At 59.9% G+C, this 26,129-nt stretch carries 12 protein-coding genes; 6 read left to right on the top strand and 6 right to left on the bottom strand.

The genetic code is table 11. From position 1 onward, the window contains the following. Positions 1 to 78: 78 nt before the first annotated feature. The 5 genes from KDL09_RS16530 to KDL09_RS16510 all read left to right on the top strand — a co-directional run bounded on the left by KDL09_RS16530 (position 79) and on the right by KDL09_RS16510 (position 17,515). Entirely contained in the window at positions 79 to 11,760 is an 11,682-nt protein-coding gene (locus KDL09_RS16530; RefSeq protein WP_294387430.1) for an autotransporter-associated beta strand repeat-containing protein, read from the top strand. A gap of 82 nt (positions 11,761 to 11,842) precedes the next feature. After that, on the top strand, positions 11,843 to 14,779 hold the full coding sequence (locus tag KDL09_RS16525) for a PSD1 and planctomycete cytochrome C domain-containing protein (protein ID WP_294387429.1): 2,937 nt from the start codon (positions 11,843 to 11,845) through the stop codon (positions 14,777 to 14,779). Continuing rightward, positions 14,776 to 16,188: a DUF1501 domain-containing protein gene (locus KDL09_RS16520; RefSeq protein WP_294387426.1), complete on the top strand. Its 1,413-nt coding sequence runs from the start codon at positions 14,776 to 14,778 to the stop codon at positions 16,186 to 16,188. Before KDL09_RS16525 ends, KDL09_RS16520 begins: the two co-directional genes overlap by 4 nt. Further along, positions 16,185 to 16,628 (top strand): hypothetical protein, encoded by a 444-nt coding sequence (locus KDL09_RS16515; protein WP_294387424.1) that lies wholly within the window; start codon positions 16,185 to 16,187, stop codon positions 16,626 to 16,628. The genes KDL09_RS16520 and KDL09_RS16515 overlap by 4 nt, the downstream gene beginning before the upstream one ends. Before the next feature lie 41 nt (positions 16,629 to 16,669). Further along, positions 16,670 to 17,515, top strand: coding sequence for an alpha/beta hydrolase (locus KDL09_RS16510; RefSeq protein ID WP_294387422.1), 846 nt, complete (start codon positions 16,670 to 16,672; stop codon positions 17,513 to 17,515). 20 nt (positions 17,516 to 17,535) lie between these two features. On the opposite strand, the gene KDL09_RS16505 is transcribed toward KDL09_RS16510, so the two are convergent. The 4 genes from KDL09_RS16505 to KDL09_RS16490 all read right to left on the bottom strand — a co-directional run bounded on the left by KDL09_RS16505 (position 17,536) and on the right by KDL09_RS16490 (position 23,419). Next, entirely contained in the window at positions 17,536 to 19,194 is a 1,659-nt protein-coding gene (locus KDL09_RS16505; protein ID WP_294387420.1) for a hypothetical protein, read from the bottom strand. A 116-nt stretch (positions 19,195 to 19,310) separates the two neighbouring features. Next, positions 19,311 to 20,987 (bottom strand): dihydroxy-acid dehydratase, encoded by a 1,677-nt coding sequence (locus tag KDL09_RS16500; RefSeq protein WP_294387419.1) that lies wholly within the window; start codon positions 20,985 to 20,987, stop codon positions 19,311 to 19,313. Between the two features lie 119 nt (positions 20,988 to 21,106). Continuing rightward, complete coding sequence (locus KDL09_RS16495; protein ID WP_294387418.1) at positions 21,107 to 22,015, bottom strand: hypothetical protein; 909 nt, start codon at positions 22,013 to 22,015, stop codon at positions 21,107 to 21,109. A 384-nt stretch (positions 22,016 to 22,399) separates the two neighbouring features. Further along, positions 22,400 to 23,419: a hypothetical protein gene (locus KDL09_RS16490; RefSeq protein ID WP_294387416.1), complete on the bottom strand. Its 1,020-nt coding sequence runs from the start codon at positions 23,417 to 23,419 to the stop codon at positions 22,400 to 22,402. 279 nt (positions 23,420 to 23,698) lie between these two features. Here KDL09_RS16490 and KDL09_RS16485 point away from each other — a divergent pair, with 279 nt between their 5' ends. Beyond that, a complete protein-coding gene (locus KDL09_RS16485; RefSeq protein ID WP_294387414.1) occupies positions 23,699 to 24,310 on the top strand; it encodes a hypothetical protein in 612 nt (203 codons plus the stop codon). On the opposite strand, the gene KDL09_RS16480 is transcribed toward KDL09_RS16485, so the two are convergent. After that, positions 24,255 to 25,478, bottom strand: coding sequence for an 8-amino-7-oxononanoate synthase (locus KDL09_RS16480; RefSeq protein ID WP_294387413.1), 1,224 nt, complete (start codon positions 25,476 to 25,478; stop codon positions 24,255 to 24,257). The two genes, KDL09_RS16485 and KDL09_RS16480, sit on opposite strands and share 56 nt — an antisense overlap. A gap of 3 nt (positions 25,479 to 25,481) precedes the next feature. Beyond that, positions 25,482 to 26,114, bottom strand: coding sequence for a tetratricopeptide repeat protein (locus KDL09_RS16475; protein WP_294387411.1), 633 nt, complete (start codon positions 26,112 to 26,114; stop codon positions 25,482 to 25,484). Positions 26,115 to 26,129 lie beyond the last annotated feature (15 nt).

Below are 26,129 nucleotides of genomic sequence, written 5' to 3'. Positions count from 1 at the left end.
TCCAGAGGATTCCCATCACTGAACATGGTGATGCCTGTATCTCGATTGCAGTCTGCGAATTCGCATGGGTCTCTGTCTGTGCTCCTGCTTCTGCTGACCTTGTTCACGGGTGTCTTCTCCACTCAAACACAGGCCGCCACGTTCTACTGGGACGCTGATGCCGACGCCACGGGAAACCTCGTGGACGGCACCAATGTCGGCGGAACTGGCACCTGGGACACTATCACCGGCAGCTGGTGGGACGGAGTCTCCGCCGACGTCGCCTGGCCCAATTCACTCACCGACACCGCAATCTTCTCCGGCACCGCCGGCACGGTGACTCTTGGCGGACCGATCAATGCGGGCACGCTGATCATCAACAGCACCGGATACCTCCTCACTGGCAGTACGCTCACGCTTGGCGGTGCGGCGACCATTGATGTGAGCGGCTTGAATGATGTGCGCATCGACTCCGACATCGCCGGCAGCCTGGGGCTGATCAAAACAGGAAACGGCACGTTGAATCTGGGTTCGTCCAACAGCTACACGGGCAACACCACGATCAACGGCGGAATCGTCGAGGTGTACAAGGACGAAAGTCTCGGCACCGGCGGCGGCAACGTTGTTCTCGACGGCGGTACCCTGCGTGCGCTGGGAAACAATTTCTATTCCACTCGTGGCATCACCATTGGTGCGGGCGGCGGCACGCTGGATGTCACACGCAACAACTCCACCTTCGGCTCCATGCGTCTGAAAGGGGAGATCAGTGGTGCCGGCACGCTGACGAAGACCGGATTTGGAGAACTGCGTCTGGATGGCGACAGCTCCGCCTTCACCGGCGACTTCATTTTGGACAGCGGCATCGTGCGTATGCAGGCCTACACGGACCGGGGAACGGTGACGAACATCCCCTCTCTGAGCGGCGCATCCAGCTACACGATCCGCTCCGGCGGGGACTTGATCGTGGCATACAACGCCATCGGCTCGACTCCCTACTACTCGGCGGTCAATGAGACGGCTCCCGTGCACATGGAGGGCGGCCGAATCCAGTTCTACTCGAACAGCAGCGGAGCGGTCAGTCCGTGGACGCAGACCATGGGGGATCTGTTTTTGGACCGGGGATCCTCGCGTTTTTTCATCAGCCGGACCAGCAGCAGCTCGGCGACGCTGTGGTCCTTTGGCGATCTCACCCGCTCGGTCGGTGCGACGGCCGACTTCGACTGGACGACCTCTGCCGGGACACTCGGTGACCCTGGCAACAATCCGCGCATCGTTTTCAACAGCATTCCAGACGCGGTCAATGACGGAATCCTGGGCGGCTGGGCATTGGTGAACCAGATCAACTTTGCCACCTACGATGCCACCAACGGCGTGGCGATTGCGAATTACACGTCTACGGACCTCGCCACCGCCGGTGCTGCGGACAATGTGGACTTCAGCCAGGGGGCCGTCACCACGACGATCGGCGACACGACGGTCAATGCTCTCAAGTGGACGGCCACTGCCGGCGTCACCTCAGGCACACCCACGACCATCATCGAACAGACCAACGGCAGCACGCTGACGATCGACACAGGCGGGCTGCTCGCCATCGGCAACTTCTACAAGTCCATCCAGCCGGAGAGCGGCGGCAATGCCACGATCACGGCGAATGGCGGCGCGTTGTATGTTCACAATGCACAGTTAAACCTGTACATTTATTCCACCATTGCAGACGGTGATATGGCCACTGCCCTGGTGAAGACGCAGGCCGGCAACCTTGTCATTTACAGCAACACCGACAACACCTACTCGGGTGGCACCTTCATCAACGGTGCAGGCAACGTCTATACCGGCACGGTCGACAATCGCACTTATCTGGGAACGGGCCCTGTGTACGTTACACGAGGCATCTTGAACGTGCGGCGAATGGGCGCCACGACTTCGACCGAGGGCTACTCCGTTTTTGAAGGCGGCAGCATCTATCTCGACAGCTCAACGACGGTCTTCAACACTCCAGGGGACCGGTTCACCGTTGATGGAACCAGCAGCTTTGGCGGGCAGTCCACGTCAGCCGGAGGCGGTGGTCTCAACAGTCTGACTTACGTTGCTGGAGCCGTCAGCGCCGGCGGCGAGGTGCATCTCGATCCAGGGGCCACGGTCCTTCACGGCACCAACTCATCGGCCATGGGCACGGGCAACAACACCATTCAGAACCTGCCCAATGACATGCAGTTCTACTTTGGCGATGGAACCACCCAGACTGCCGGATCTGGTGTCACGATCGGCGTCGGCACTCCTTGGAAGGGCATTGGCAATGACCGCAACACCCGCGCATGGGATCTGGGCACCATCATGGTCAATGGCAGCGACTTCGAACTGCACGCCATGCTGGTTCCCAATCAGAATGGCGAAGGTCAGAGCGCTTACACGCTGAGATTGGGCAACGGCACAGGCGCCGGTGGCCCTGTGATTACCGGGGCCGCCTCCACGCCGCTCACCGCGCATGTGACGGGCGGTTATGTGGGCCTTGATGACAGCTCCGCCACCTACGGAAGCATCGCGGCGGGCAGCCCGGTGACGTTCATGGTGGAGCCGGGCGGGACTCTGGAGGTGTCCCAATCAGACGCGATGGGCTCTGGCGACGGCCTGGCGAGCATCATCGTTCTCGATGGCGGCACCCTGCAGCAGTATGGAAGCACGGATGCGGCGCGTCTGGCAGCAGCGGCGACAGGATTGAACGGCGATGTGACGGTTCAATCACGCGGACGTTTTCTCGCGCAAAACACGAACGGCCTGTCCGGCACCGGCCAGCTCACGTTTGAAGCCCGTTCCATCATTCAGATCAACAACAACACCGGCTGGACCGGAGCCCAGGCGCTGGCCGCCATCGGCGTGAACGATGCCATCGTGAAGATCAATGTGGACAACTTCGGCACGGCGGCACAGCCGCTGCTCACGACGTATTTTGACGGCACCGGCATCTATGAGTGGAGCGCCAATGCGAACGCCGCGAACCCTACTTCGGCCGGTACGCCGATTGTCTCTCTGGATGGCGCTCCCGGCTCGGGTCACGGCATCATCATCAACGACGCCTTTGACCGGAGCCTGGATGCGACCTCCCGAGGATTCATCGAATTGAAACCCGGCGGCGCGGGCGGTACCATTGCGTCATCCAGCGGGCATCTGTTCAACATCAACGAGGATGTCGAACTCAACGGCCTGACGCTGACGATCGGTTACGCAGATGTGATCGATGGCGATCCAGGTCTGGGCGATGTGCGAATGGACAAGGTGACTGACAGTGTCGGGGGCGGCAGCATCAACGTGATCAGCGGCGCGCAGTTGCGGATCAGCGCCACCGACGCGATCGACAATTCCATCTTTGTCACCCTGCAGGCCGGCGCCTGGCTGGATGTGGACAACAACGACACCATCCTGAGCGTCACGGGCGGCGGCGTCACCAGCCGCATCCTTGGGGACGCCACGCTGACAGTCACGCAGGCGGGTGATTATGATCTTGGGGCGAGCATTGGTGACACGGCCAACCTGCTGCAGACGGGTGGAGGAATCCTGACCCTTGATCAAGACTCGGACGGCGGCGGCAATCTGGCCGTCAGCAACGGCACGATCAGGATCGGCACGGGCGTCTCCATCGGGAGTACGTTTAACCTGAACCCGACGAGCGGGGGCGTGATCGACCTCAATGGCACGACGAATGCGGTGCGGTCCATCACCGGCAACTCAACGGGAACGATCGAACTCAACGGCGGAGTTCTTGTGTTCGCCAACTCGGGCACGGTGACCATTGACTCGGGCGAAGCGGTGATCAACGGCCCCGGCACCATCCGTCTGATCGGGGAGGGCCAGGTGCGCTTCAACCAGGACCCGAGCCGGATGACCAACATCAGTCAGATCGATGTTTTCAACGGAGAGTTTCGTGTGGATGGAATCGCCGGCACGCCCAACACCTTCCTCATCAATGCACCCGTCATCAATCTGGGTGACGGCTTTGTGACGACGGGCGGAACGGGCTTTCAGGTGTTCCCACGTTTGTATCTGGTCAACACGGAGACGACCCAGACGGCGGAACTCAACGTCAACGGTGGCTGGATCACCAGCGACCTTGGAAACGGCGATCTCACGATCTGGAGCGGAGACATCAACTTCACCGGCACGGGCAACACCAATCTCTTTGACGTGAACGACGCCGGGGTGGGGGATCAACACGAAGTCACAGGCGTCATCGGTGGAACGGGCGGCTTCAGCAAGATCAACACGGGAACCCTGCGGCTGGTGGCAAACAACACGATCTCCGGCGACATCTACATCCAGCGCAATGGCGTGGGTGGCTCGAACATTGATTCTACTCTTTCCCGCGGCGGCATTCGACTGACAGGACCTGATGGCGCGCTCTCCTCCGTCAATTCGATGGTGATCAGCCGCGATGGCAGCTTTTATCTCTTCAACGCCACGGACGTGAACAACGATCGTGTCAATGACACCGCCGATCTCATTCTCCGCGGTCAGGGTCGCATTCGTCTGGTCGGCAACGCGGGATCAGCGGTCTCCGAGACCATGGGGGACCTCATCATCGAATCAGGCTCCGGCAAGATCAATTTCGACCTCGATGACGCCACGCCGCAGACCACGAGCTTCACTTTTGCGAGCTTCCAGCGTGATCCGGGTTCCATCGCTCAGTTTCAGGTGCTCGACAATGTTCTGGGTTCGTTTGGGACCACGGCGCACCTTTTCATTCAGGATGGCGGTGCCAGCGCGACGCTGTATGGCGGCGGAACGGGCAATGGCACGACGACGCAGTCCATCGTGCTGGGCGCCTTTGGCGGCGTGAACAACATCTCCAACCACTTCATGACTTTTGACAGCTTGAACACCACGGAGCTGCGGCCGCTGGATTTCGACACGGAGTATCTGCAGAGCTCCAGCCTCCCGGTCAAAGGCCTCGTGGACGGCGACTACACCGTGCTCTACGGCGTGAATCAGAACTTCATGCTGAACTACAACGTGGACCGCGCGGGTGACCCCGACGGCGACGTGAACTGGTATGGCGACAATCCCAACCGCGTCACGACCAATGTGGCGATGAACTCGCTGCGCTTCGGCACCAACACGCCGACTTCCACCGTCAACAGCAACAACAACAACGAACTTGGTTCGGTGCTGGTGCTCAATGCTGACGTCACCCTCTATCTGGGGGACTCCCTGGGTGCCACCAACGGGGTTGGCTTCGACACCAACGGCTCGGGCATGCTTCTCTTCGGGCGGGACGTCAGCGGCACCAGTGCGGGCAGCAATCAATACATCGCCGGCGGTGTGCTCGACTTCGGCACGCGCGAGGCCATCATTGTCAACGAAAGCGGCAACAGCGCGCTCATTCGCTCCGAGATCGCCGGCAGCGGCGGATTGACGAAGGCCGGGGCGCAGACCGTGTATTTCGACAACAGCAACAGCTACACCGGCGTCACCACCATTGCGGAAGGCATTCTCGTGATTCGCGACCAGCACGGTCTGGGTGACTCGAATCTGCTGAGGATCGAAAATGATGGCCGGCTTTACCTGGAACTCGGCACCAACATGCTCGATTCCGCCTCCGGCGGCGCTCCGGCGAATCTCTACATCGGCAACATCAGCGTTTCGACCAATGTTCTGCACAGCAACAGCGCCAACAACACCTGGGGTGGCGACATCATCGTCGATACCGTGGACGATGCCGGGAACTGGGTCTTCACCCCCTACCTCGGCACTGGTGCTCTCTACACCTTGACCATCGACGGCGACATCTATGGCAATGAAGAAGGCGGACCGGGCGGGATTGCCGCCAATCACATCAATACGGACACCGCGTTGAACGACGCGCGCCTCATCGCCACCAACAGCATCAACTCAGCCGGTGGTGTCATCAATCTCAACGGCCAGTTCCACGACAACCAGTTCGGCGCCATCGCCGCTCCGGTCACCAGTGACAACGAGAACCAGCTCCTGCGCTTCTTCATTCGCGGCAGTGATCAGGCAGTGGTCAATGCGCGTCAGCAGTGGGACGCGGCGGGGCTCATCTTTGTGGAAAACGGCATCCTGCGCTACGAGGGCGATGGCAACTTCTGGACCCCGCTGGCAGCCGCCAACATGAACTCCGCCAACGGGCAGAGCGGCATGCGCATCGGCGGCAACAGCAACAACTGGAACGCAGCGGTCATTCTGACCAAGCCAGGCCAGGCACTCAACATCAGCCGCATCGACATCGGCGGAGACGGCAACAACGACTTCAACCAGTTCGGCAACGACATGCTCGCCGGCACCAACACCTCAGGCACCGTAACTTTTGGTGACGGCACGGACAGGGTTGTTTACAACGGTTCAAGCGCCGCCAACAACTTTGTGCGTGATCTTACCGTGTATCAGGCCGGCGGAGGCACGATGGAACTGAACTTCCGCCTGGATGACACGGATGCGGATTCCCATACCTCCTTTACGAAAATCGGCCGCGGTGTCGTCAACTTCAACGGCCAGAACGATGTGAACGGCGCTGCGCAGAATGGTGATGTGGAACAGCTCAATATGTCCGGTGGATTGCTGCGTTTGACCAATTATGGCAACGCCACGGGACGCCGCTTCGACACCGGGGCCATGATCACCTTCGCGGGTGGCGGCATCGAAATGGATGGTGCCAGTTCCATTCAAAATGAAACGGCCAACTACACAGGGGCGGCCGTGGGGACGGCCTCGCATTTCCCCACCGCGCAGACACTCATCTCAGCCGGCGGCACCGATGTGATCGTCACGTCGAAGGAAGGCCGCATCACCACCATGAACATCGGTTCCACGACTCTGGCCACGAACCGCCTTTCTGGCGGCACCTTGAACTTCGTGGAAAACGGCGCCGGCGGCACCTCGGTCATCACCTTCCGGGGCAGCGGCGGCGGCAGCATCCAGGCGGATGACACCGCCTATGCCTGGGCCACCTACGGCGACAGCTACACCTACAATGCCGCCGCGGCGACCTACACGCTCAACGCTCTCGACTTTGCCATGACCACCGGCGGATCGGGAGACATCACGCAATTTGCGGGCGCCACGCGTCAGGATGAGGACGATGTCACTCTATGGACAGCGGCGATGGATGTCAGTGAGAACGGTGCTGGCTTTAACGGCGGCGTGGCTGCGTCGCCCGTCAACACCCTGCACTTCGACTTTGACGGCACAGGCATCATCGACGCAACCAACGGTCTCGAGGTGACCAACGGCGGCATCATGATCAGCTCCACAGTACTCACGGGCGCCAAGTCCATCATCAACGGTACGCTGATGGCAGGCGCGGACGCCGACCTGATCATCCACCAGTATGGCGGCGCGGCGATGACCATCGGTTCGATCATTGCTGACAATGGCGGCAGCGCGGCGGGAAATGCGCTGGTCAAAACGGGATCAGGTGAGCTCATCCTTGCCGGCTCCAACACCTTCACCGGCCGCACCTTCCTTAATGGCGGTGCGCTGACCATCTCCAGTGATGCGAATCTGGGCGTGGCTCCGGGTGCGGCCTTGGTGGACGCCATTTACATCAACGGCGGCAATCTCAACACGACGGCGGACTTCACGCTCGACGCCAATCGCGGCATCATGCTTGGCGGCAACGGAGGGCAGGTGAATGTCGCGTCCGGAACCACCCTGAGCTATGGCGGCATCATTGCGTCCGAGCCGAATGTGATCGTCAACTACTCGGCCAATCCGGCGGTGGGCCGTATCGACAAGACGGGAGACGGGACGCTGTACCTCACCAACATCAACAACACCTACAACGGCCTGACCGAAATCAAGGCGGGCACCGTGAAATGGGAACCCACCTTTTCGTCGAGCACGACCGCAACCCCGTTCGGATCCAACAGCGCTTTCCTGGACGGCACGATCCTTCGAAGCGGAGCGACTCTGGTGCTCGCCCCCCAGACGCCCGCCAACAACTCCAACTACAACGCTTTCCTGCAGGAGTGGTTCACTTTTGAAGGCGGCAGCGTGCTGGATCTTGCTCCGGTGAACACCGCGGGTGATCCGCACGACATCAACTTTTACTTCCGCGGCATTCTGCAGTTCGACAGCCTCGGCAACGCCGGTACGCCTGATGGTGTGCAGACCGCCGGCACGCTGGCCGGGGCCACTACCATCAAGGTTGGGAGCCAGGGAACCACCAATCTCAACGACGCCGGCGGCTACATCACCGGCGATGGCGGCATCACCAAGATCGGTCCCGGCACCATGTACTTCCGCGAGAGCAATCCAGAATGGACCGGCCAGTTGATCGTCAGCGAAGGCTCGGTGAATGTTTTCAGTGCGGGGAATCCACTCGGCGTCGGCACGATGCCGATCATTCTCGGACACAACCTCGCTGCGGAGACGGCGGGCGAGGAGGTGACTGGCAACTCCACTGTTCAGCTCCTTTATCGTGATGAGGGTGGCTACCGGGATGTGTCCAATGTCAGCCAGGCCATCATCGTGCGTGATGACTCCGGAGCGGGAAATCAGACGAAGCGCATCGGGGCCGTTTACCTGGCCCATGCCGATGTGGTAAACTACAACGGCACCCTCACGCTGCAGGATGATGTGGAGTTCTACTACCAGGACGACGTCCGCAACAGCACCACCCCGACCAACACCTCGAACACTCGAAATGATACCCGGTCCATCGGAGCCCCGACCAATGCCGAAACTGTGTTCATCAATTTCAACGGCAACATCGTCGGCAGCAAAAACATCTCCATCAACGTCCCGCAGGGTGGCAGTGGGAATGTGGCCAACGGCAGCATCCTCGATCCGTTTGATGACTTTGTGATCAACGCCATCTTCGGTCTCAACGGTGACAACACCGGCTGGACCGGCGACCTGCTGATCACCAACAACAGCGCCACCACCGGCGGCAGCGACGTGGACCGCATCGCCATCGTTCGTCTGGGAAACGCCATGGCTCTGAATGACAATCTCGTGAAGTTTGCCTCGCAGGGGCATCTGCAGCTGGCGGGCATCAACAAGACTTTCACGCAGGACTTCCTGTTCGTTGGTGCCACCGGCGTCGCGACCACCGCGAAAATCGAAAACGCCGCGTTCACCGATGTGACGCTCACGTTCTCCGCGGATGGTACGAGGACGGGTGTAAGCTTCCAGGACATTGGGGTGGGGATGGACGACGGGCTCGTCTTTGGCGGAACATTGAGCAATCAGGGGCTGCTGAACGTGGTGAAGACCGGCATCGGCGAAACCGTCTTCGGCGCCAGCACCGGTGGTGATGACATCGCGGATGCCTTCAGCAGTTACTCCGGCACCACCACGGTGCTGCAGGGCACGCTGTATGCCGGCTCGAACAACTCCTTCTCCCCTTACTCTCGTTTCATCGTGAGCGATGGCGCGCTGCTGAGCCCCTACTGGGACAACGCGGGTGCCGGCTTCGATGTCACCATCGGTTCGCTCTCCGGGGAAAGCGGTTCCACGGTGAACATTGAGAACTCCACTTTGAGGATCGGCGGAGACAACACCAACGATGCTGACTTTGCCGGTGTCATTCAAACAAACGCGCTGGGCGCCCCCGGTGCCGGCGCCAACGGGTTCTACAAAATTGGTTCGGGCTCGCAGCGGCTGTCAGGCGACAACACGTTCGTCACGACCAATCTCGCTGTGCGGCAGGGCACCTTGATCGGTGGCAGCAACACGGCGTTTGGGGATGCATTCAATGTCATCAATCTCGGCGGCATCGTGTTCTCCGAGAGCCCGAAGGACGTAGAAGTCGAGCTGCTGCTCGACGGCACCGCCAATGCGGTGGTCAACCAGGTGCAGATGAACAACTTCGACGGCAATGACGAGGGCATCACCGTGATCGGCACACGCGCGACCTCGGGAACCTACGGGTTTGCCACAGGAGGAACGGTGTCGCTCTACCAGGACATCTCCACCAACGTCTTTGTGGAGGCGGACGGCAGCTCGATCTTCCAGTTCGGCGATGTCATTCTTGACGGCGGCTTCGGCGGCGTTACGCCGTTGGTCAAGGTCGGCAGCGGTACAGTGGAGTTCCACACGGCGAACTCTTACAACTCAGGCGGCGCTTGGGCGGCCGGGACGGCCATCGACGGCGGCACGGTCGTGCGTCACGGCACCTTGAGTGTGTTCGACAATGACTCGCTCTCCACCACCATCGTGGAACTGGGGGACATCCGCCGCAATCTGGCCTCGGATGCCTACCTGGCCACCACCCGCTCGCTCATCGCGGCAGCGACCGGCGGCAGCTTCGACGGAAGCAGTGATGGTGCAGGCGGCGCTGGCAATGGCGCCTTCCTGAATGTGACGACGATCGTGGACGGCGTGACCATCACCACGGCGGACATCGGCAAGCGCATCCTGGTGAAAGACGAGGGTGAGAGTCCGGAGCGCAACGGCGTTTACGAGATCGTCAGCCTCGATCCCAACGGCACGCACATGAATCTGGTGCGTGCGGATGACTTCGATGAAACCACCGAGATGCTGTATGGCACGAGCATCGGCGTCACCACCGGTGCACAGGCCGGCACGCGCTTCTTCATGGCCTCCGCGGATGTGAACATCGTGAACGGAGTCGATGATGGATTCGGAAACACGGAGGATCCGGTGCTCTGGCTTGTCGATCTGAACAATCCCGACGTGGGGCTCGTGGCCGGGGCTTCCGGTCTGATCATCAGCACGGACATCGACATCAATGACACCAACGGCACGGGTTCCACCATCCTCGGCGGCACATTCACCACCGGCACCACCGAGTTTTCAGGGGCGATCACATTGCAGCACCTCACACTCCCGGGCGTGGACAACATCCGCGAACTGACACTGACCTCCGAATCGGACGATGCGGGTGGTGGTGTGCTCATCTCCGGGGCAATCGCCACAGCGGATCCCGGCGATGTCCTGAGCGTCAACAAGCAGGGCTCAGGCACCGTGACACTCACGAATGCCGGCACCGCTTACACTGGCAAGACAACGGTGTCCGCAGGCACGCTGGCCATCTCAGGCGACACAGACATCTCCCCAACGAGCTGGATCGAAGTGGCGTCAGGAGCCACGCTTGATTTTTCCGCGTCCAACGCGGGTGATTTCACCTTCGACGGGCCCGTCAGTGGTTCGGGCACTGTTACGACCGGCACAGGCAGCCTGATCATCGGCACAGATGGTGGGCCCGGAGTGATGAGCCCGGGCATGTCCTCGGATCCTTCTGCCATCGGAACGGCAGGTGACGGCATCGGAGTGCTGACGGTGAACGGCAATCTCGAACTCGTCGGAGATTCTTCGGGAGTGAACCGACTCACTCTCCAGATGGGCGCCACAAACGGTGCTGACTACAATGACGCCGCCAATTTCAGCAGTCACCTCGGTGCAGGTGACTTCTCAAGCTGGATCACCACTCAGGGCGGCACCTATGACGCCGAGACCGGCGGCGATCATGACCGCCTCGTGGTCACGGGCGACTTCACCCTCAATAGTGGTGGCATCATCAGTTTCACCAACAACGGCGGCACCGACTATCAGCCGGTGTTCGGAGATGTGTTCAATCTGATCGACTGGGCCACGCTCAATCCCAACAGCTTCAGCGTCGGCGGCAATTTCCGCAGCGGCGGCCTGCTGGGAGATCTGGAACTGCCAGACCTCAGCCTCGCCGGCCTGTTCTTCGAGACCAGTCTCTTCTCCAGCCATGGCATCGTGGTGGTGGTTCCCGAGCCGTCCCGCGTGCTGCTGTTCCTGTTTGGCGTCATCGGCCTGCTGCTTCGCCGTCGCAGGTGACCGGATTTTGTTTGGCCGTTGAGGGCTGCTCCCGGATCAAACGGCAGGTGAAAACCTGCCGTTTGGTTCGTTAGTGATGGTGATGAAGTCCCCCTTTCTGCTTTTCCTGCTGTTCGTCAGCACAGCCCGTGCCGTCGATTTTAATCGCGACGTGCGCCCGGTGCTCGCGCAGCAGTGCTTTACCTGCCACGGCATGGATGATCACGGTCGCAAAGGGAAACTGCGGCTCGATTTGAGCGAATCCGCGTACGGTCAGGGCAAATCGGGTGAAATCGCCATCGTTCCCGGCAAGCCGGACGCCAGCGAGGTCGTCAAACGCATCCTCTCGACTGACGAGGATGAGGTCATGCCACCTCCGCACACGAAGAAGGTGTTGTCGGACAAAGACAAGGCCGTGCTCAAAGCCTGGATCGCCGAAGGCGCGAAGTATGAGACGCATTGGGCTTACACGCCTCCGAATCCATCGAAGGACCCGAAAGCTAGCATCGATCATTTCATCCGTGAGCGCCTCGAGAAGGAAGGACTCAAGCCATCGACCGAGGCAGATCGCTACACCCTCGTGCGCCGTGTCTATCTTGACCTCACGGGCCTGCCGCCGACACCGGCGGAGGCAGATGCCTTTGTGAATGACAAGTCGCCCGATGCTTACGACAAGCTCGTGGATTCGCTGCTTGCCTCAAAGAACTACGGCGAGCGCTGGGCGCGACGCTGGCTCGATCTCGCACGCTACGCGGACACGAACGGCTTCGAAAAAGACCGCCCGCGTCAGATCTGGCCGTATCGCGACTGGGTGGTGAAGGCGCTGAATGACGACATGTCCTTCGACCAGTTCAGCATCAAGCAGCTCGCCGGTGACATGCTGCCTAACGCCAAGCCCGACGACCTCATCGCCACCGGTTTCCATCGCAACACCATGCTGAATGAAGAGGGCGGCATCGATCCGAACGAGTATCGATTCTACGCGATGGTGGACCGCGTGGGGGTCACCGGTGCGACGTGGTTCGGCCTCACGTTGAACTGCTGCCAGTGTCACACGCACAAATACGACCCCATCCTCCACACCGACTTCTACAGCATCATGGCGCTGCTGAACAACGCCAACGAACCCACCTATAACATCCCCACGCCGGAGATCGCCGCGCAGGAGAAGGCGCACGCGGAGAAGATCGCGAAACTGGAAGCCGAACTGCCATCGAAATTCCCCGGCGGCAAAGCAGCCATGGAAAGCCGCTTCGCAGGATGGATGGAAGGCGAGTCGCATCGAGCCTCCAAGTGGGAGATCATTCGCCCCACGGCGATGAAGACCACCATGCCGCATTTGGAACTGCAACCCGACGGCTTCATTCTTGGCAGCGGCGACATCTCGAAGAGTGATGTCTATGACTTGAACTTCAAAGCGCCGATCAAGGGTGTGACTGCACTGCGTATCGAAGTCGCCAGCCATCCTAGCCTGCCGAACGACGGCCCGGGACTCACCTATTACGAAGGCCCCATCGGCGGCTTCTTCCTCAGCGAACTGCAGGCTTTTCAAAGCGGCAAGCGCATCGGCATAAAGGGCGCCGATGCCACCAACGATCAAGAGGCCGACAAGATCAGCGATGCCTCTCCCGCCAAAAAAGCTGCCGCAGCCAAAAAGAAAACCAACAACGCCAGCGCCGCGCTCGATGCGGAGATGTCCAGCGGCTGGCAGGTGCTTGGTGGTTACGGCGTGCAGCACGCAGCCGTGTTTCATTTCGAGAAGCCGGTCGATCTCACGAACGGTTTCGATTTGAAAATGCTTTTCGAAAAGCACTTTGCCTGCCCACTCGGCCACTTCCGCATCTCCGTCACCACCAGCGATCACGCCACGGCGACCGGACATCCGGCGGACGTCGAAAACGCACTCGCCACCAACGATTCATCGAAGCGTGATCTCCTGCTGCGCCGTTTCCTCGAAACCGCACCCGAGACGAAACAGGCCGCGGCTCAGCTCGCAGCCTTGCGCAAAAACCCGCCACGTGGTCAGCCCACGCTGGTGATGAATGAGCGCCCGGCATCCAATCCGCGTATCACGCATCGCTACCATCGCGGAGAATATCTCTCGCCGAAGGAGGAGGTGCCGCCTGCGGTTCCAGCCTTCCTGCCCGCGCTGCCAAAGAACGCGCCTGCGAACCGTCTCACCTTCGCGAAGTGGCTGTTCTCACCGGAGAATCCGCTCACCGCGCGTGTCACCGTGAACCGCCAATGGCAGGCGTTCTTTGGTCGTGGACTGGTGAAGTCGCTCGAGGACTTCGGCTATCAAAGCGAGCCGCCTTCGCATCCGCAGTTGCTCGACTGGCTCGCCGTCGAATTCGTGAAGCAGGGCTGGTCGATGAAGAAGCTGCATCGTCTCATCGTCACCAGCGCCACCTACAAGCAGGGCAGCCGCATCACGCCCGAACTCGCCGAAAAAGATCCGGAGAACATCCTCCTCGCACGCGGTTCACGTTTCCGTCTCGATGCTGAAATCATTCGCGACTCCGCTTTGAAGGCAGCCGGTGTTTTATCGCCGAAAATGGGCGGTCCAGGCGTCTTCCCTCCGCAGCCGGTGAGCGTGACCTCCGAAGGCACCTACGGGAAGTTCGAATGGAAAGTCAGCGAGGGCGACGATCACTTCCGCCGCAGCCTCTACACGTTTATGAAGCGCACTGCGCCCTTCGCGATGTCCACCACCTTCGACGCGCCCACCGGCGAAAGCTGCCTCGCCCGTCGCGAAGTCTCCAACAGCCCGCTGCAAGCCCTCACGCTTCTCAACGACCAGATGTTCATGGAAGCCGCGCAAGCGATGGCGAAGAAAGTCATCGCCGAGTCTTCCACGGATGAAGGCCGCCTCCAAAACCTCTTCCGCCGCTGTGCCACGCGGCCAGCGGCAGCGGATGAGATCGCCATGCTCAAGACTTTCCTCGCCAAAGAACGCGCCCACAAACTCGAAGGCGAAGCACTGTGGACCTCCGTGTGCCGCGCGGCGCTGAATCTCGACGAAACAGTTACCCATCCATGAACATTCCCAACATCACCCGCAGACACTTCTTCCAGGATTGCGCCGTCGGCACGGGCAAGATCGCGCTGGCTTCGTTGCTCGCGGAGTCGGCATATGGCGCTGCGAAGAGTCCGAATGTTGCCGCGTCGTCGCATTTTCAGCCGAAGGCGAAGGCCGTGATTCACATGTTCATGGCTGGCGCGCCGTCGCAGCTCGAAATGTTCGATCACAAGCCCACGCTGACGAAGTATGAAGGCAAGCCGTTGCCACCTTCGATCATCGGCGGTCAGCGTTATGCTTTCATCCGGCCGGATGCGGCGGTGCTGGGGCCGCGCTTTAAGTTTGCGAAGCACGGGCAGTGCGGCGCGGAGCTCTCCGAGGTGCTGCCGCATCTGGCGACGATCGTGGACGACATCGCCATCGTGAAATCCTGCCGCACGACGCAGTTCAACCACGCTCCGGCGCAAATTTTCATGAACACGGGCTTCTCGCAGCCCGGACGGCCCAGCATGGGCTCGTGGATCACTTACGGCCTCGGCGCTGAGACGCGCGATCTGCCGAGCTTTGTTGTCATGAGCACCGGCAGCGGCATCAGCGGTGGCGCGGCGTGCTGGAGCAGCGGTTTCCTGCCGAGCGTGTATGCCGGCACACGCTTCCGCAACACGGGCGATCCCATTTTGAATGTGAGCACGCCGGAGGGCATCTCGTCGGGCACGCAGAAGGACACGATCGATCTCATCAACGCGCTCAATCAGCGCCGCCTGGAGCTCGATGGCGATGGCGAGACCGCCACGCGCATCGCGAACTACGAGATGGCCTACCGCCTGCAAACCTCCGCGCCGGAGTTGATGGATCTCAGCAAAGAAGACGAGGCCACGCTGAAAATGTACGGCTGCGATCCGAAGGTGCCGTCGTTTGCCCGAGCCTGCCTGCTTGCAAGGCGCATGGTCGAACGCGGTGTGCGCTTCATCAACATCTACAACGAAGGCTGGGACGCGCACAGCAACGTAGAAGGCAATGTGAAGAGCAATTGCGCGAAGACCGACCAGGCCAGCGCCGCCTTGGTAAAGGACCTCAAGCAGCGCGGCCTGCTCGACAGCACGCTCGTCGTGTGGGGCGGTGAATTCGGCCGCACACCGATGGTCGAAGCCAGTGTCTCGCTCGGCCGCAGCATGGGCCGCGATCATCATCCGCAGGCCTTCTCCATGTGGATGGCCGGTGGCGGCATCAAAGGCGGCGTGACCCTCGGCGCGACGGACGAGATGGGCTTCAACATCATCGAGGAAGAAGTCCACGTGGCCGATCTGCACGCTACCATTCTGCATCAGTTGGGCATGGATCACGAACGCCTCTCCTTCCGCGCCGCAGGGCTCGACTTCAAACTCACCGGCGTGGAGCCTTGCAAGGTGATCAAGCAGATCATCGCATGATCCCCGCCACTATCGTCCAGGGCCACCGTGTTGCGTCAGGATTGAATGGGAATCCCAAGTTTCCTGGCGGCACGCTGCGAATGCAGCTGCCTTACTTCGCGGCGCTGGGGCTGGACTTGAGTGCATTTTATCCCGGCACGCTCAACGTGAGCATCGCGCCGTTGAGCTATCGTGTGCTGAAACCACGGCACACGTTTCGTGCGCTGAAGTGGCATCCTGAGGATCCGGCGGAGGATTTTTCGTTCTTTGATCTCACCGTGCATCGCAGTGATGGGGCTCCGGTGAGCGGTTGGATCTACTTTCCGCATCCGGACACGAAGCCGACACACTTCCAGAAGCCCAACGTGCTCGAACTGCTACTGCCGTGGACGGAAGGGTTAGGCTACGGCGATCAGATTCATCTGGAAGTGCCGGACGATCAGATGGTTTTCGAACGGTGAGACGCTTGTCAGGCGGACGGTTCTCCCGACGTTGATCCGCCATGACACGGTTTCTTTTGTCCCTGCTGGTTGCTTCCACCGCCTTTGCCGACACGCAGACGGACATCGAGTATGCAAAGGTGGGCGGCACATCGCTCAAACTCGATCTGCATCGCCCGCAGGCGGAGAATCCGCTGCTCATCGTCTATGTGCATGGAGGCGCCTGGCGTGCAGGATCGAAGTCCGATGTGCCGATCGCGAAGCTGATGGATCGCGGCTTTGCGATTGCGAGCGTGGACTACCGGCTTTCGACGCAGGCGGTGTTCCCTGCCCAGGTTCATGACATCAAGGCGGCGATCCGTTTTCTGCGGGCGAATGCCGGGACGTTTCACGTCAACACGGACAGGATTGCCATCGTCGGCTCATCAGCCGGAGGTCATCTGGCGGCGCTGGTGGGGGTGAGCAATGGAAACCCGGCGCTCGAGGGCAAGGTGGGAGATCATCCGGATCAAAGCAGCGACGTGCAGGGCATCGTGAGCTTTTACGGCGCTTCGAATCTGCAGTCGATCCTTTCCCAGAGCACCGAGTTTGGTCTCACCGTGCGGATTCCGGCTTTGAAGCTGCTGCTGGGAGATGTGCCCGACAAGAAGCGCGATCTGGCAAAACTGGCGAGCCCGGTGGCCCATCTCGACAAGAGCGATCCTCCGCTGCTGCTGATTCACGGCGACGCCGATCCGCAGATGCCACCGGCGCAGTCGCAGGAACTGGCCCGTGACTACGAAGCGCTGAAATTGCCTGTCACGCTCATCAGACTGCCGGGCAGCAAGCACGGTGGACCGGAGTTTTACGACGATGAGCGCACGAAGATCGTTGCCGAGTTCCTTCGCAAGTGGGTTCGACAACAGTGAGCCGCCTGATCATCCAGGCTTTACGCAGACGCAGTTCCCGCCTGATGAACGGTGATCTGGGTGAACGGGATGTTCCAACCGTTTTCATTGCAGGCATCCACACAGATGCGCTGGATGACCCGTGTGAGGAAGGAATGACGCTGAGCAACCTCACCGGAGAAATCGGCGAGGACCGTGTAGTTCAGCGATGAACTGGCGGCTTCGCTCAATTCGGCACTGACGTTCTTCAAATTCTCTGGTCCCACGATGACGCGCAGTTCCCGTTCGAGGTGTTCTTTGAGCTTCGCGGGAATCTCGGTGGTGCATAGCGCCTGGTGCCGGTAGTCGATGCCGAAAATGCTGCGCACGCGGAAGTTCTTTGTCAGATTTTCTGGACACAGCTCCAAAAACGCTGAGGTGGGGTAGGTGCGGCGACTGCCTCCGAGCAGCACGAGCTGCACCCATTCTGGCGACTGTGCGACCACTTTCCCATGCGTGCCGTCGCTCAGGCAGACCCAGTCGTCCACCGCGCAGGGGAACCACAGCTCGTCTTCTGACGGGCGCGAGATGAGAGCGGTCAGATCCCGCAGGGGCAGACGTATCTGGCCGCTGTCGAGCGCAGGATTGTGCAGTTCGGAAAACACTCCGATGGTCCGCACCTCCCACGGCAGGCCGTTGTAGATCACGCGTTCGCCTTCGCGGACGGAGCCCAGGTTGAGGAGGATTTTCAACTGCTCGTAAACAACAGGCAGGGTTTGTTTTCCGGTCCAGGCGATGCCGATTAGGAACAACGTGGCCAGGCCCAGCAGCACCCAATCGCCCGCAAGATAGAAGACCAGGAGCGCAGAGAAGGCTGCCAGCAAAAAGGAGCTGACATGGTAGGCCACCACGACCATGCGCAGGCCAAACGAGCGGTTCTTGCGCCGAAGCTGCGGCAGCATCTTCAACCGGCGCCAGAGCAAACGCAGTCCGCCGAAGATCAGCAGGCTGACGCACACGGCCATGAGCAGGTTGCGTCCGCGTTGCTTGAAGAAGCCGCTGGTGACATCGCGAAGTGCGCCGAGCACGCCACCGCGCTTTGTTTCGAGTTCTTCGAGCCTGAACTCGGCCACGGCCAGCTCGGTGTCGGAGTCGTTCTGTTTCTTTTTCCAGTTGGCGAGCAACTCCTGGATCAGCGGTTTGAGCGTGGCGTCCTCCTCCTGTTTCAACTGCTCCCCCAGACGCTGCGTTGCCACCTTGGCCAAAGCGCTGCGCTGCTGCAGTGCGGCGACCTGACGGCGCAGATTCTCCGTTTCACGTGGAGAGGCGGTCATCTGCTTCAGTTCCTGAATGATGGGAAGCAGCAAATCCCGCGTCTCCGCCTGGAGATCCATGGTCTCATTGATTTCGGGTGAACCCGAAAGCGGGTCGAAACCTGTGACAACGAACTCGAGGTTTTTGAGCAGTTCCTCACGCTTGGCCCCGAGCTCCCGGACCCGGGCCTCGGCCTTTTCCTTCTCATCCGGCGGCAGCTTGTTTTTGAGGCGTTCGCGTTCCACTTTCAAATCGCGATCCAACTGCTTGAAGGACTCGCCCAAGGCTGTGAGGGCGACCTGGGACCGCTCATGATCGTCGGATACTCCGGGCGCGGAAGGGGGAGGCGGGGGATTGGCTGCCGTCTGGCACAGGCCATCCACGGCGGTCAGCGTGATTGCAATCATGCTGACAAGGCGCCACCTCTTCAGGGCTATGGTTGGCGGGTGAAGCATTGTCTGTGCAGTGGAGCACAGATTGACGGGGCTTTCACGCGTGAAGTGTCAGCGCGTGTTGCTGGTCCTTATCGTTGCTCGAGTGTCCAACGTGGCACACAGCCTTGATGAGCCTGAGTGACGGTTGCGGCAAAGTCGGCCAGGTATCCGAAAGGATGGCGCACAGGCAGGATGCTGCGGGGACGCGAATCGAGATCGGCATTCACGTGGATCGTGCCGGCAAGGAGGTCGAATTCGATCTCGTCATCGTTCTGCACGACGGAGATCGGGCCGCCCACGGCCGCTTCGGGGCTGCAATGAACGCCGACAGCACCGCCCGAGACTCCGGAGACACGTGTGTCGGAGAGAAGTGCGACTTTGCCATACAATTCGGGCACGGCGAGCGCGGCACTGGCCACATGCATTTCCGGCATCCCGAGTGCGACCGGGCCGCAGCCGCGGATGACAACGATGTGGCCGGGTTTGATCTGGCCTGCTGCGGCAGCATCGGAGACGCCTTTGGAGTCTTGGAAGCAGATGGCACGGCCACGGAACTGCGGTTCGTCCAGTGAGGAGACTTTGAAGACAACGCCGTCCGGCGCGAGATTGCCGAAACAGATCTGAATGTCGGCAAACTCTTTGAACGGCGCGTCGATGGGGGCGATGAGTTCGTTCGGGAAGGGGACTTCAGCGGCGTTGGCGAGGTTTTCCGCGAGCGTTTGCCCGGTCACGGTGATGCAGGAGCCGTCGAGCAGGCCGGTCTTCATGAGGTGCTTCAGCAGCATCGAGGTGCCGCCGAGACGATGGAGATCGACCATGGTTCCGCGACCACGCGGGGCGAAATTACACAGCACGGGCGTGCGGCGGCAGATGGCCTGCACATCATGCAGGGTGAAATCAATTTGCGCCTCACGAGCGACGGCGAGCACGTGCAGCACGCCATTGGTGGAACCGCCAATGGCCGCGATGGCGGTCATGGCATTGGTCAGCGAGGCCTTGGTGATGATGTCGCGCGGACGCAGGTTCAACTCCAGCAGGCGGCGCACGGCCTTGCCGACACGCAGACATTCCGCCCGCTTGCCGGCTTCAATCGCGGGCATGGAGGAAGTGTCCGGCAGGCTGAGGCCCAGAGCCTCAAGGGCGATGCCCCAGGTGTTGAAGGAGGCGGCGATGCCACATCCGCCCGCGCCAGGGCATGCGGTGCGGATGATCTGTTCCGACTCCTCATAGCTCATGGTTCCCTGCTTCTCCTTCGCGGCGGCGTCATAGACGTCGAGGATGGACGTGGAATGCCCCTTGTGACAGCCGGGCATGATGCTACCGCCGTTGACGATGAGGCCGGGGTAGTTGGTACGAGCCAGAGCCATCGCAAAAGCGGGTCCGTTCTTGTCGCAGTGATGCAGGCCGATGAGGGCATCGTAGCAATGCGAGGTGCACACCATCTCCGCTCCGTTCGCCATAAGATTGCGTGAGCAAAGGGATGCGGCGCCGCCGACGTTGCCTTGCGTGATATTGTCGCTGACGGGTGAAACGCCGAATGGGAAACCGATGAGACCTGCATCAGCGCAGCCCTGCTTGATGAGCTGGGCCAGCTCGTGTGCGTGAACGTTGCAGATGTTGCCATCAAGCAGCGGCGTGCCGATGCCGATCTGGGCTTTGTCAAAATCCTCCGGTTTGAAACCTAGGCCCCAGAAGAAGGCATTGACGCCACGCTGCCAGCCGTGGGTGAGGTTGCTCGAGTTCCAGTTCAGCGATTTTTCAGTCATGAGGCGCGGATGCTAGACAGAAAGCCGTCCCGCGCCAAAACAAAAGCTCCCGGCCAGCGAACTGACCGGGAGCTCAACCTAATAATCAGATGAGATGCAGGCCTGAAGCCCGCGTGGAATCAGAAGGAGACGCTCAACTTCACGCCACCGAACATTTCGTTGTCGTGGGTGGCGTTCATGTAGTTGCGGGTGCTTCCGGCGAAGTTCCACGCAACGTAAGGAGTGAGCGTGGCGATCTTCGTGAGCTGAATCGGAGTGGCGATGCTGAAGAGCACATGGGTGAAGCCGCTCGACTGAGTGGCGACGCCTGCGAAGGTTGGACCACGGGTGCCGGTGTAGTAGTCGATGCCATAGCCAGCCTGAATCGCGGGAACGATGCTGAGCCAGTCGTTGACGGCATAGGTGTAGTCAGCGGCAACTTGGAAATACTGACCATTGATGGTCAAGTCATAGTAGTAGCCGGTGGAGAAGTTGAAGGCACCGAGCGGAATGGCAAGGGTGACGCCGACTTCGTGTGCACCCGTGAGACCGAGTTCTGCATCACCAGCGGCATTGGAAACGCCGTTGAAGGTGCCAGAGTAGGTGTCCGGGTAGCCGTAGTATTGATACTGGACCCCAAGGGTGGCGAAGCCCACATCGTAGCTAAGAGACGTGTAGAGATCATACTCGGAATAGTCGAAACCGTTCCTTGTGTTCACACCGGCAGCATTCTGGAACGGAGTTTGCAGGGAGGAGATATATCCGCCACCGAGACCCCAGGTCAGGCTGCCAGCGCCGTCTTCAGCTGCACCACCGATCACCGGAATGGAGAGATTGATGAAGGAGGAGATGATGTTGTCTGCGAACCACAGACCGCGGAAGTAGTAGCGGCTGTCGTAGGCGACGCTCAGGTCGGCTCCGACGGAGTCGAACAGGGTTTCCGGCTCGGTCACCGGCATTACCGGCGCCTTGGCGGGAGTGCCGGCGGATGCGTTCAGAGCTGCGCAGGCAGCGAGAACGGTCACCGATTTGGCAATGAGGGATGTCATGCTTTTGGGCTTCATGTGTTGGTCGAGTATAGTTATTGTTGGTGTTGAGGCGCCGAACTGACCGGGAAGGCCGTGCAGCTTGCAGGCTCTGATAGAGCAGAGGCCGTGCCAATTTTTGCCATTCTCGGGAATTTGTGAGGCTGTCGATCCAACGTGGACAATTCATTTCCAGCGGGCCCTGCCATGCCGCCCCTCTGATGGTGCTTGAAAATGGATGATTGACTCCGATGACACTGGCTCCTCCCCTGGTGGTTCACGTTGGTTTCTGCACAAAGCTGACAACTTGACGAATGCAACAGACACAAAAAACCCCCCCGACCGTGAGGCCGGGGGGGTTCATAGACTGATCTGTTCTGAACGGATCTTCCGAAGGGAAGACTGGTATTAGAAGCGGATGGTCAGTGCGGCACCTGCGTACCAGACGGTTTCAAAGCCGGTGCTTGGCGGATTGATGCCAACACCAGCAAGCGCTGCATTGGACTGGGAGGACTGAGCCACATTGCTCAGAGCGCCCATGGGCATGTTGACGGCGACATATGGCGTCAGAGTCGCACGGCTGTTGAGCTTGATCGGGAAGGCGAGCCTGATGTTGGCAGCGGTCCAGCCAGAAATGCTGTCACCACCGCTTTCAGCGACACCCGAACCAAAGATACCACCGGCACCACCAAGGAAGCTATTGGCGGCATCCGGGGTGAACTGCCAGCTGTAGCTTGCGACGTAGCCAACATTGAAGCTAGGCACAAAGCTGATGGAGTCCGTGATAGCAACCGTGGTGCTGGCGGTGAGGTCGAAGTACCAGCCACCGTTGGTCATGTCATAGTTGGCACTGGAAGCGAGGTCGATCGGGCCAACGGAGGTGTTGACGCCGAGGAAAACTTCCTGAGTGTCATTCATGCCATGGTAGCTATTGCCAAAAACAGTTGGGCCATTCCAGACCTTCTGATCGGCCAAGTCACCCATGTTGAGGAAGTAGCGGTAGCCAAGGCTCACGGTGGCAGGACCAAAGTCATGCGCGAAGGACGCAGCCATCTGGAGACGCTGGAACGAATTGCTATCGTTAAAGGGAACACCAATCCCGGCGAAAGCAGGAGTAAACGCATCGTTGTCACCAGCAAGGAAGCCCCAGTTCACATCCCAAAGAAGGGAAGTGCTGCCAGCGCCGTCTTCACCGGCACCGCCGACGAGGAGGATGTCTCCGTTCAGGCCAGCACTGACCCAGTTGGAGCCGAAGTTGACGCCACGCCAGACATAGCTGGAGTCGTAGCCCAAGGAGGCGTTGATGCCAAGGTCGTCGTTCGGGCAAGGAGCGATCGGGTTTTTAGGAGCAGGAGCGGTTCCGGCCACAACGGGAGTGGCGGCCAGTGCCAAGAACCCCAGCGTTTTCAGCAATGCGTTCGATTTCATAGTCTGATTAGTTTGGTATTAGGTTGGTTGGGTTGAGGTCGGACACTCGCATGGAATACTTCGAAGCAGAAGCTTCGAAGTATGGTACGTGAGCCGTTCAGACAGATTAAATAGCAGGTGCCGCAACCACTGAAAAGTATTTTCTTTATGTTTTAGGCGTTTTTTCGCGTTGGCGGCACGCATATAGCTTTTGTACTGACTTTCGGCCGTGCATTGCTCAAAGGAGCAGGAGGTTTGTTAGAAGTTGAATGAAGGACGGAAGGAGGCTACTCAAGAGGCATGATCCGTGCATTAATTTCGGTTTTTCTCCTGATCTTGTGGTTACCACCTCGCTCCTTGCAGGCTTCCACCCCCTTGGTTCTGACAGTTCGGGTGCATTTGGTGCAGTCAGTGACTCATCCTAGACTCCAATCAACCCTTTCAGAGGCAGGTGTCCGGGCTATTTTTGACGATGTGAACGTAATCTGGGCCCAGGCGGGCATTCGTTTTGAAATTGAAGCCATTGGGACTCTTCAGGCCTTGAACATCCCCCCTAAAAAATGGTTCGAGAAGGACCGCAACTGGGTTAAGGCAGCGATTCCCACGAGTGAATTCAGCCCTGCCGCCATTGATGTATGTTTTGTGAAGGAAATGGGCCCCAATGGTTTCTTTTACGGAGAGCCGGTTGTGGTGTGTGAAAACCCCGAGTTCACAAAAGTGAAAGGCGGAACGGACAATGCTGTTGCACGTGTGGCTGCTCATGAACTGGGTCACGTTTTGTTCCTTAAGCATCGGCAGGATCACACTAACCTGATGGCTTCTGGGAGGAATGGAGTTTCGTTGAATCCACAAGAGATTACGGATGCAAGGGGGCGGGCCCTGCAGATTCTGGGACAACCTCAAAATCCCTGAGCTGGAGCACCTTCTTTAAAGCGGCTCCGAGCGCTTCGATCTGGAGGCGGGAATGCAGGGCGCTGACGGTGATGCGCAGCCTGGCGCTGCCTCGTGCGACTGTGGGATAGCGAATGCAGGGAATAAGGAAGCCACTATCTCGCAGGCGGCAGCTGATCGCCATAGCCTTCGAGGATTCACCCAAGACAACCGGGAGGATGGCGCCGGGCGCAGGATGCGGATCGACTCCTATTTCGGCCAGCACTTCCTGCATCCTCAGGGCATTTTGGTGAACGGCTTTTCTCAGAGTGGTTCCCTGTTCATTGCGGACCAAATCGAGCATGACTCCCAGTGCATATGACAGATGAGCGGGTGGGGCTGTGGAGTAGATGAAACTGCGGGCTCGGTTGATCAATAGGTCGATGACCTGTCTTGATGCAGCCAGATACCCGCCACTCAGGCCAAAAGCCTTGCTCAGAGTGCCCAAATGAAGATCCACCTGCTGATCGACTCCGAGTTCTGCAGCGAGTCCTCTTCCTTGGGGGCCCAGAACGCCCACGGCGTGCGCTTCGTCCACCAGCAGCCATGCCCCGAATCTAGACTTAAGTTTCACGATCTCCCGTAGCGGAGCCGCGTCACCATCCATGCTGAAAATCGATTCGGTTGCCACCAGCACGCGGCCCTTGGCCGTTTGGAGCAGTCGTTCGAGCTTTTCGAGGTGGTTGTGGGGAAAAACGCGAATCGTTGCTCCGCTAAGCCTCGCCGCGTCGACCAGACTGGCATGGCAGAGCTTGTCGAGAATGATCGTATCACCCGTGCCCACCAGTGCCGGGATCGTTCCCAAAGCCACAGCAAATCCGCTGCTGAAGGTCAGGGCGGCCTCGGTTCCTTTGAAGTCGGCCAAGGCTTCCTCAAATTTGGTGTGCGCACGGTGAGTGCCGCAAACCAGGCGCGAGGCCCCGGAGCCACCACCGTATCTGGCCACTCCTTCTGCGAGCGCTGAGCGCACTTCAGGTGAACCCGCCAGACCAAGATAGTCGTTTGACGAAAAGTTAATCCACTCCCGGTCTCCTGCGCGAACGATGACGCCATCCACTTCGTCCAACGGCCTCAGTTCACGCCAGAGCCCCTGCGCGCGCAGATCGTCGAGTTGTGCGGCGATGTTCCAAGAATCGGGGCTTTCCTGCATGCGTCACTCCTTCAAGCGGCGTTCCACCACGTCGTCCTTCGCCACACCGAGCGTCAGAGCCTTTTCATAATGCCGTCGCGCCAGTTCGATGACGGGAGGCCGGCGTTCCAGCAGCATCAGAGCCATGTTGAAGTGCGCGATCCCGTAGTCCGGCTTCAGATCAATCGCACGCTGCAGCTCTGCCTCTGCGGCGTCCGTCCAGCCCAGTCCCTTGGCGGCGATTGCCAGAAAGTTGTGCGCTCGGGCGTCTTCTGGGTCCTCGTGGATCGCCCGGGTGAAGCAGGAGATGGCGCGATAGGTGTCCCCTTGGTTTTGCATCAGAAGTCCCAGCGCGGTCCATGTCTGTGCTAGTTGCGGATTGATCTGCACCGATTTCTCAAAGCATTCGATGGCCCGTTTTGCGTCGCCGGCTTGCTGCTCCACTGCTCCTAGGTTGGCCCAGATCAGGGCATTGCCATCATCGAGCTCCAACATCTCTTCATAGGCCTTGCGGGCCGCTTTCCAGTCCTGCTTGCCAAATGCTGCGGCCGCGCGCTCGCCCAGCACTTTGGTGAATGGTGGCAGCATGCCGGTCTTATCCATCTTGGCCGGGTTGATGGGGGCTGCTTCCTGCCCGTGGCAGAACACGGCCGACATCAGCAGCAATGCGGA

Origin of the sequence: Prosthecobacter sp. (genome assembly GCF_020439865.1) — a bacterium.
In the GTDB taxonomy this organism is placed as follows: domain Bacteria; phylum Verrucomicrobiota; class Verrucomicrobiia; order Verrucomicrobiales; family Verrucomicrobiaceae; genus Prosthecobacter.
The sequence above is the reverse complement of the archived record's forward strand: the minus strand, read 5'-3'. Positions and strand labels throughout refer to the sequence as shown.

Excerpts from the sequence above, each read along its gene's own strand:
- KDL09_RS16525 (WP_294387429.1), top strand. The coding sequence starts at position 11,843 with ATGAAGTCCCCCTTTCTGCTTTTCCTGCTGTTCGTCAGCACAGCCCGT.
- KDL09_RS16520 (WP_294387426.1), top strand. The coding sequence starts at position 14,776 with ATGAACATTCCCAACATCACCCGCAGACACTTCTTCCAGGATTGCGCC.
- KDL09_RS16515 (WP_294387424.1), top strand. The coding sequence starts at position 16,185 with ATGATCCCCGCCACTATCGTCCAGGGCCACCGTGTTGCGTCAGGATTG.
- KDL09_RS16510 (WP_294387422.1), top strand. The coding sequence starts at position 16,670 with ATGACACGGTTTCTTTTGTCCCTGCTGGTTGCTTCCACCGCCTTTGCC.
- KDL09_RS16505 (WP_294387420.1), bottom strand. The coding sequence starts at position 19,194 with ATGATTGCAATCACGCTGACCGCCGTGGATGGCCTGTGCCAGACGGCA.
- KDL09_RS16500 (WP_294387419.1), bottom strand. The coding sequence starts at position 20,987 with ATGACTGAAAAATCGCTGAACTGGAACTCGAGCAACCTCACCCACGGC.
- KDL09_RS16495 (WP_294387418.1), bottom strand. The coding sequence starts at position 22,015 with ATGACATCCCTCATTGCCAAATCGGTGACCGTTCTCGCTGCCTGCGCA.
- KDL09_RS16490 (WP_294387416.1), bottom strand. The coding sequence starts at position 23,419 with ATGAAATCGAACGCATTGCTGAAAACGCTGGGGTTCTTGGCACTGGCC.
- KDL09_RS16485 (WP_294387414.1), top strand. The coding sequence starts at position 23,699 with ATGATCCGTGCATTAATTTCGGTTTTTCTCCTGATCTTGTGGTTACCA.
- KDL09_RS16480 (WP_294387413.1), bottom strand. The coding sequence starts at position 25,478 with ATGCAGGAAAGCCCCGATTCTTGGAACATCGCCGCACAACTCGACGAT.
- KDL09_RS16475 (WP_294387411.1), bottom strand. The coding sequence starts at position 26,114 with ATGTCGGCCGTGTTCTGCCACGGGCAGGAAGCAGCCCCCATCAACCCG.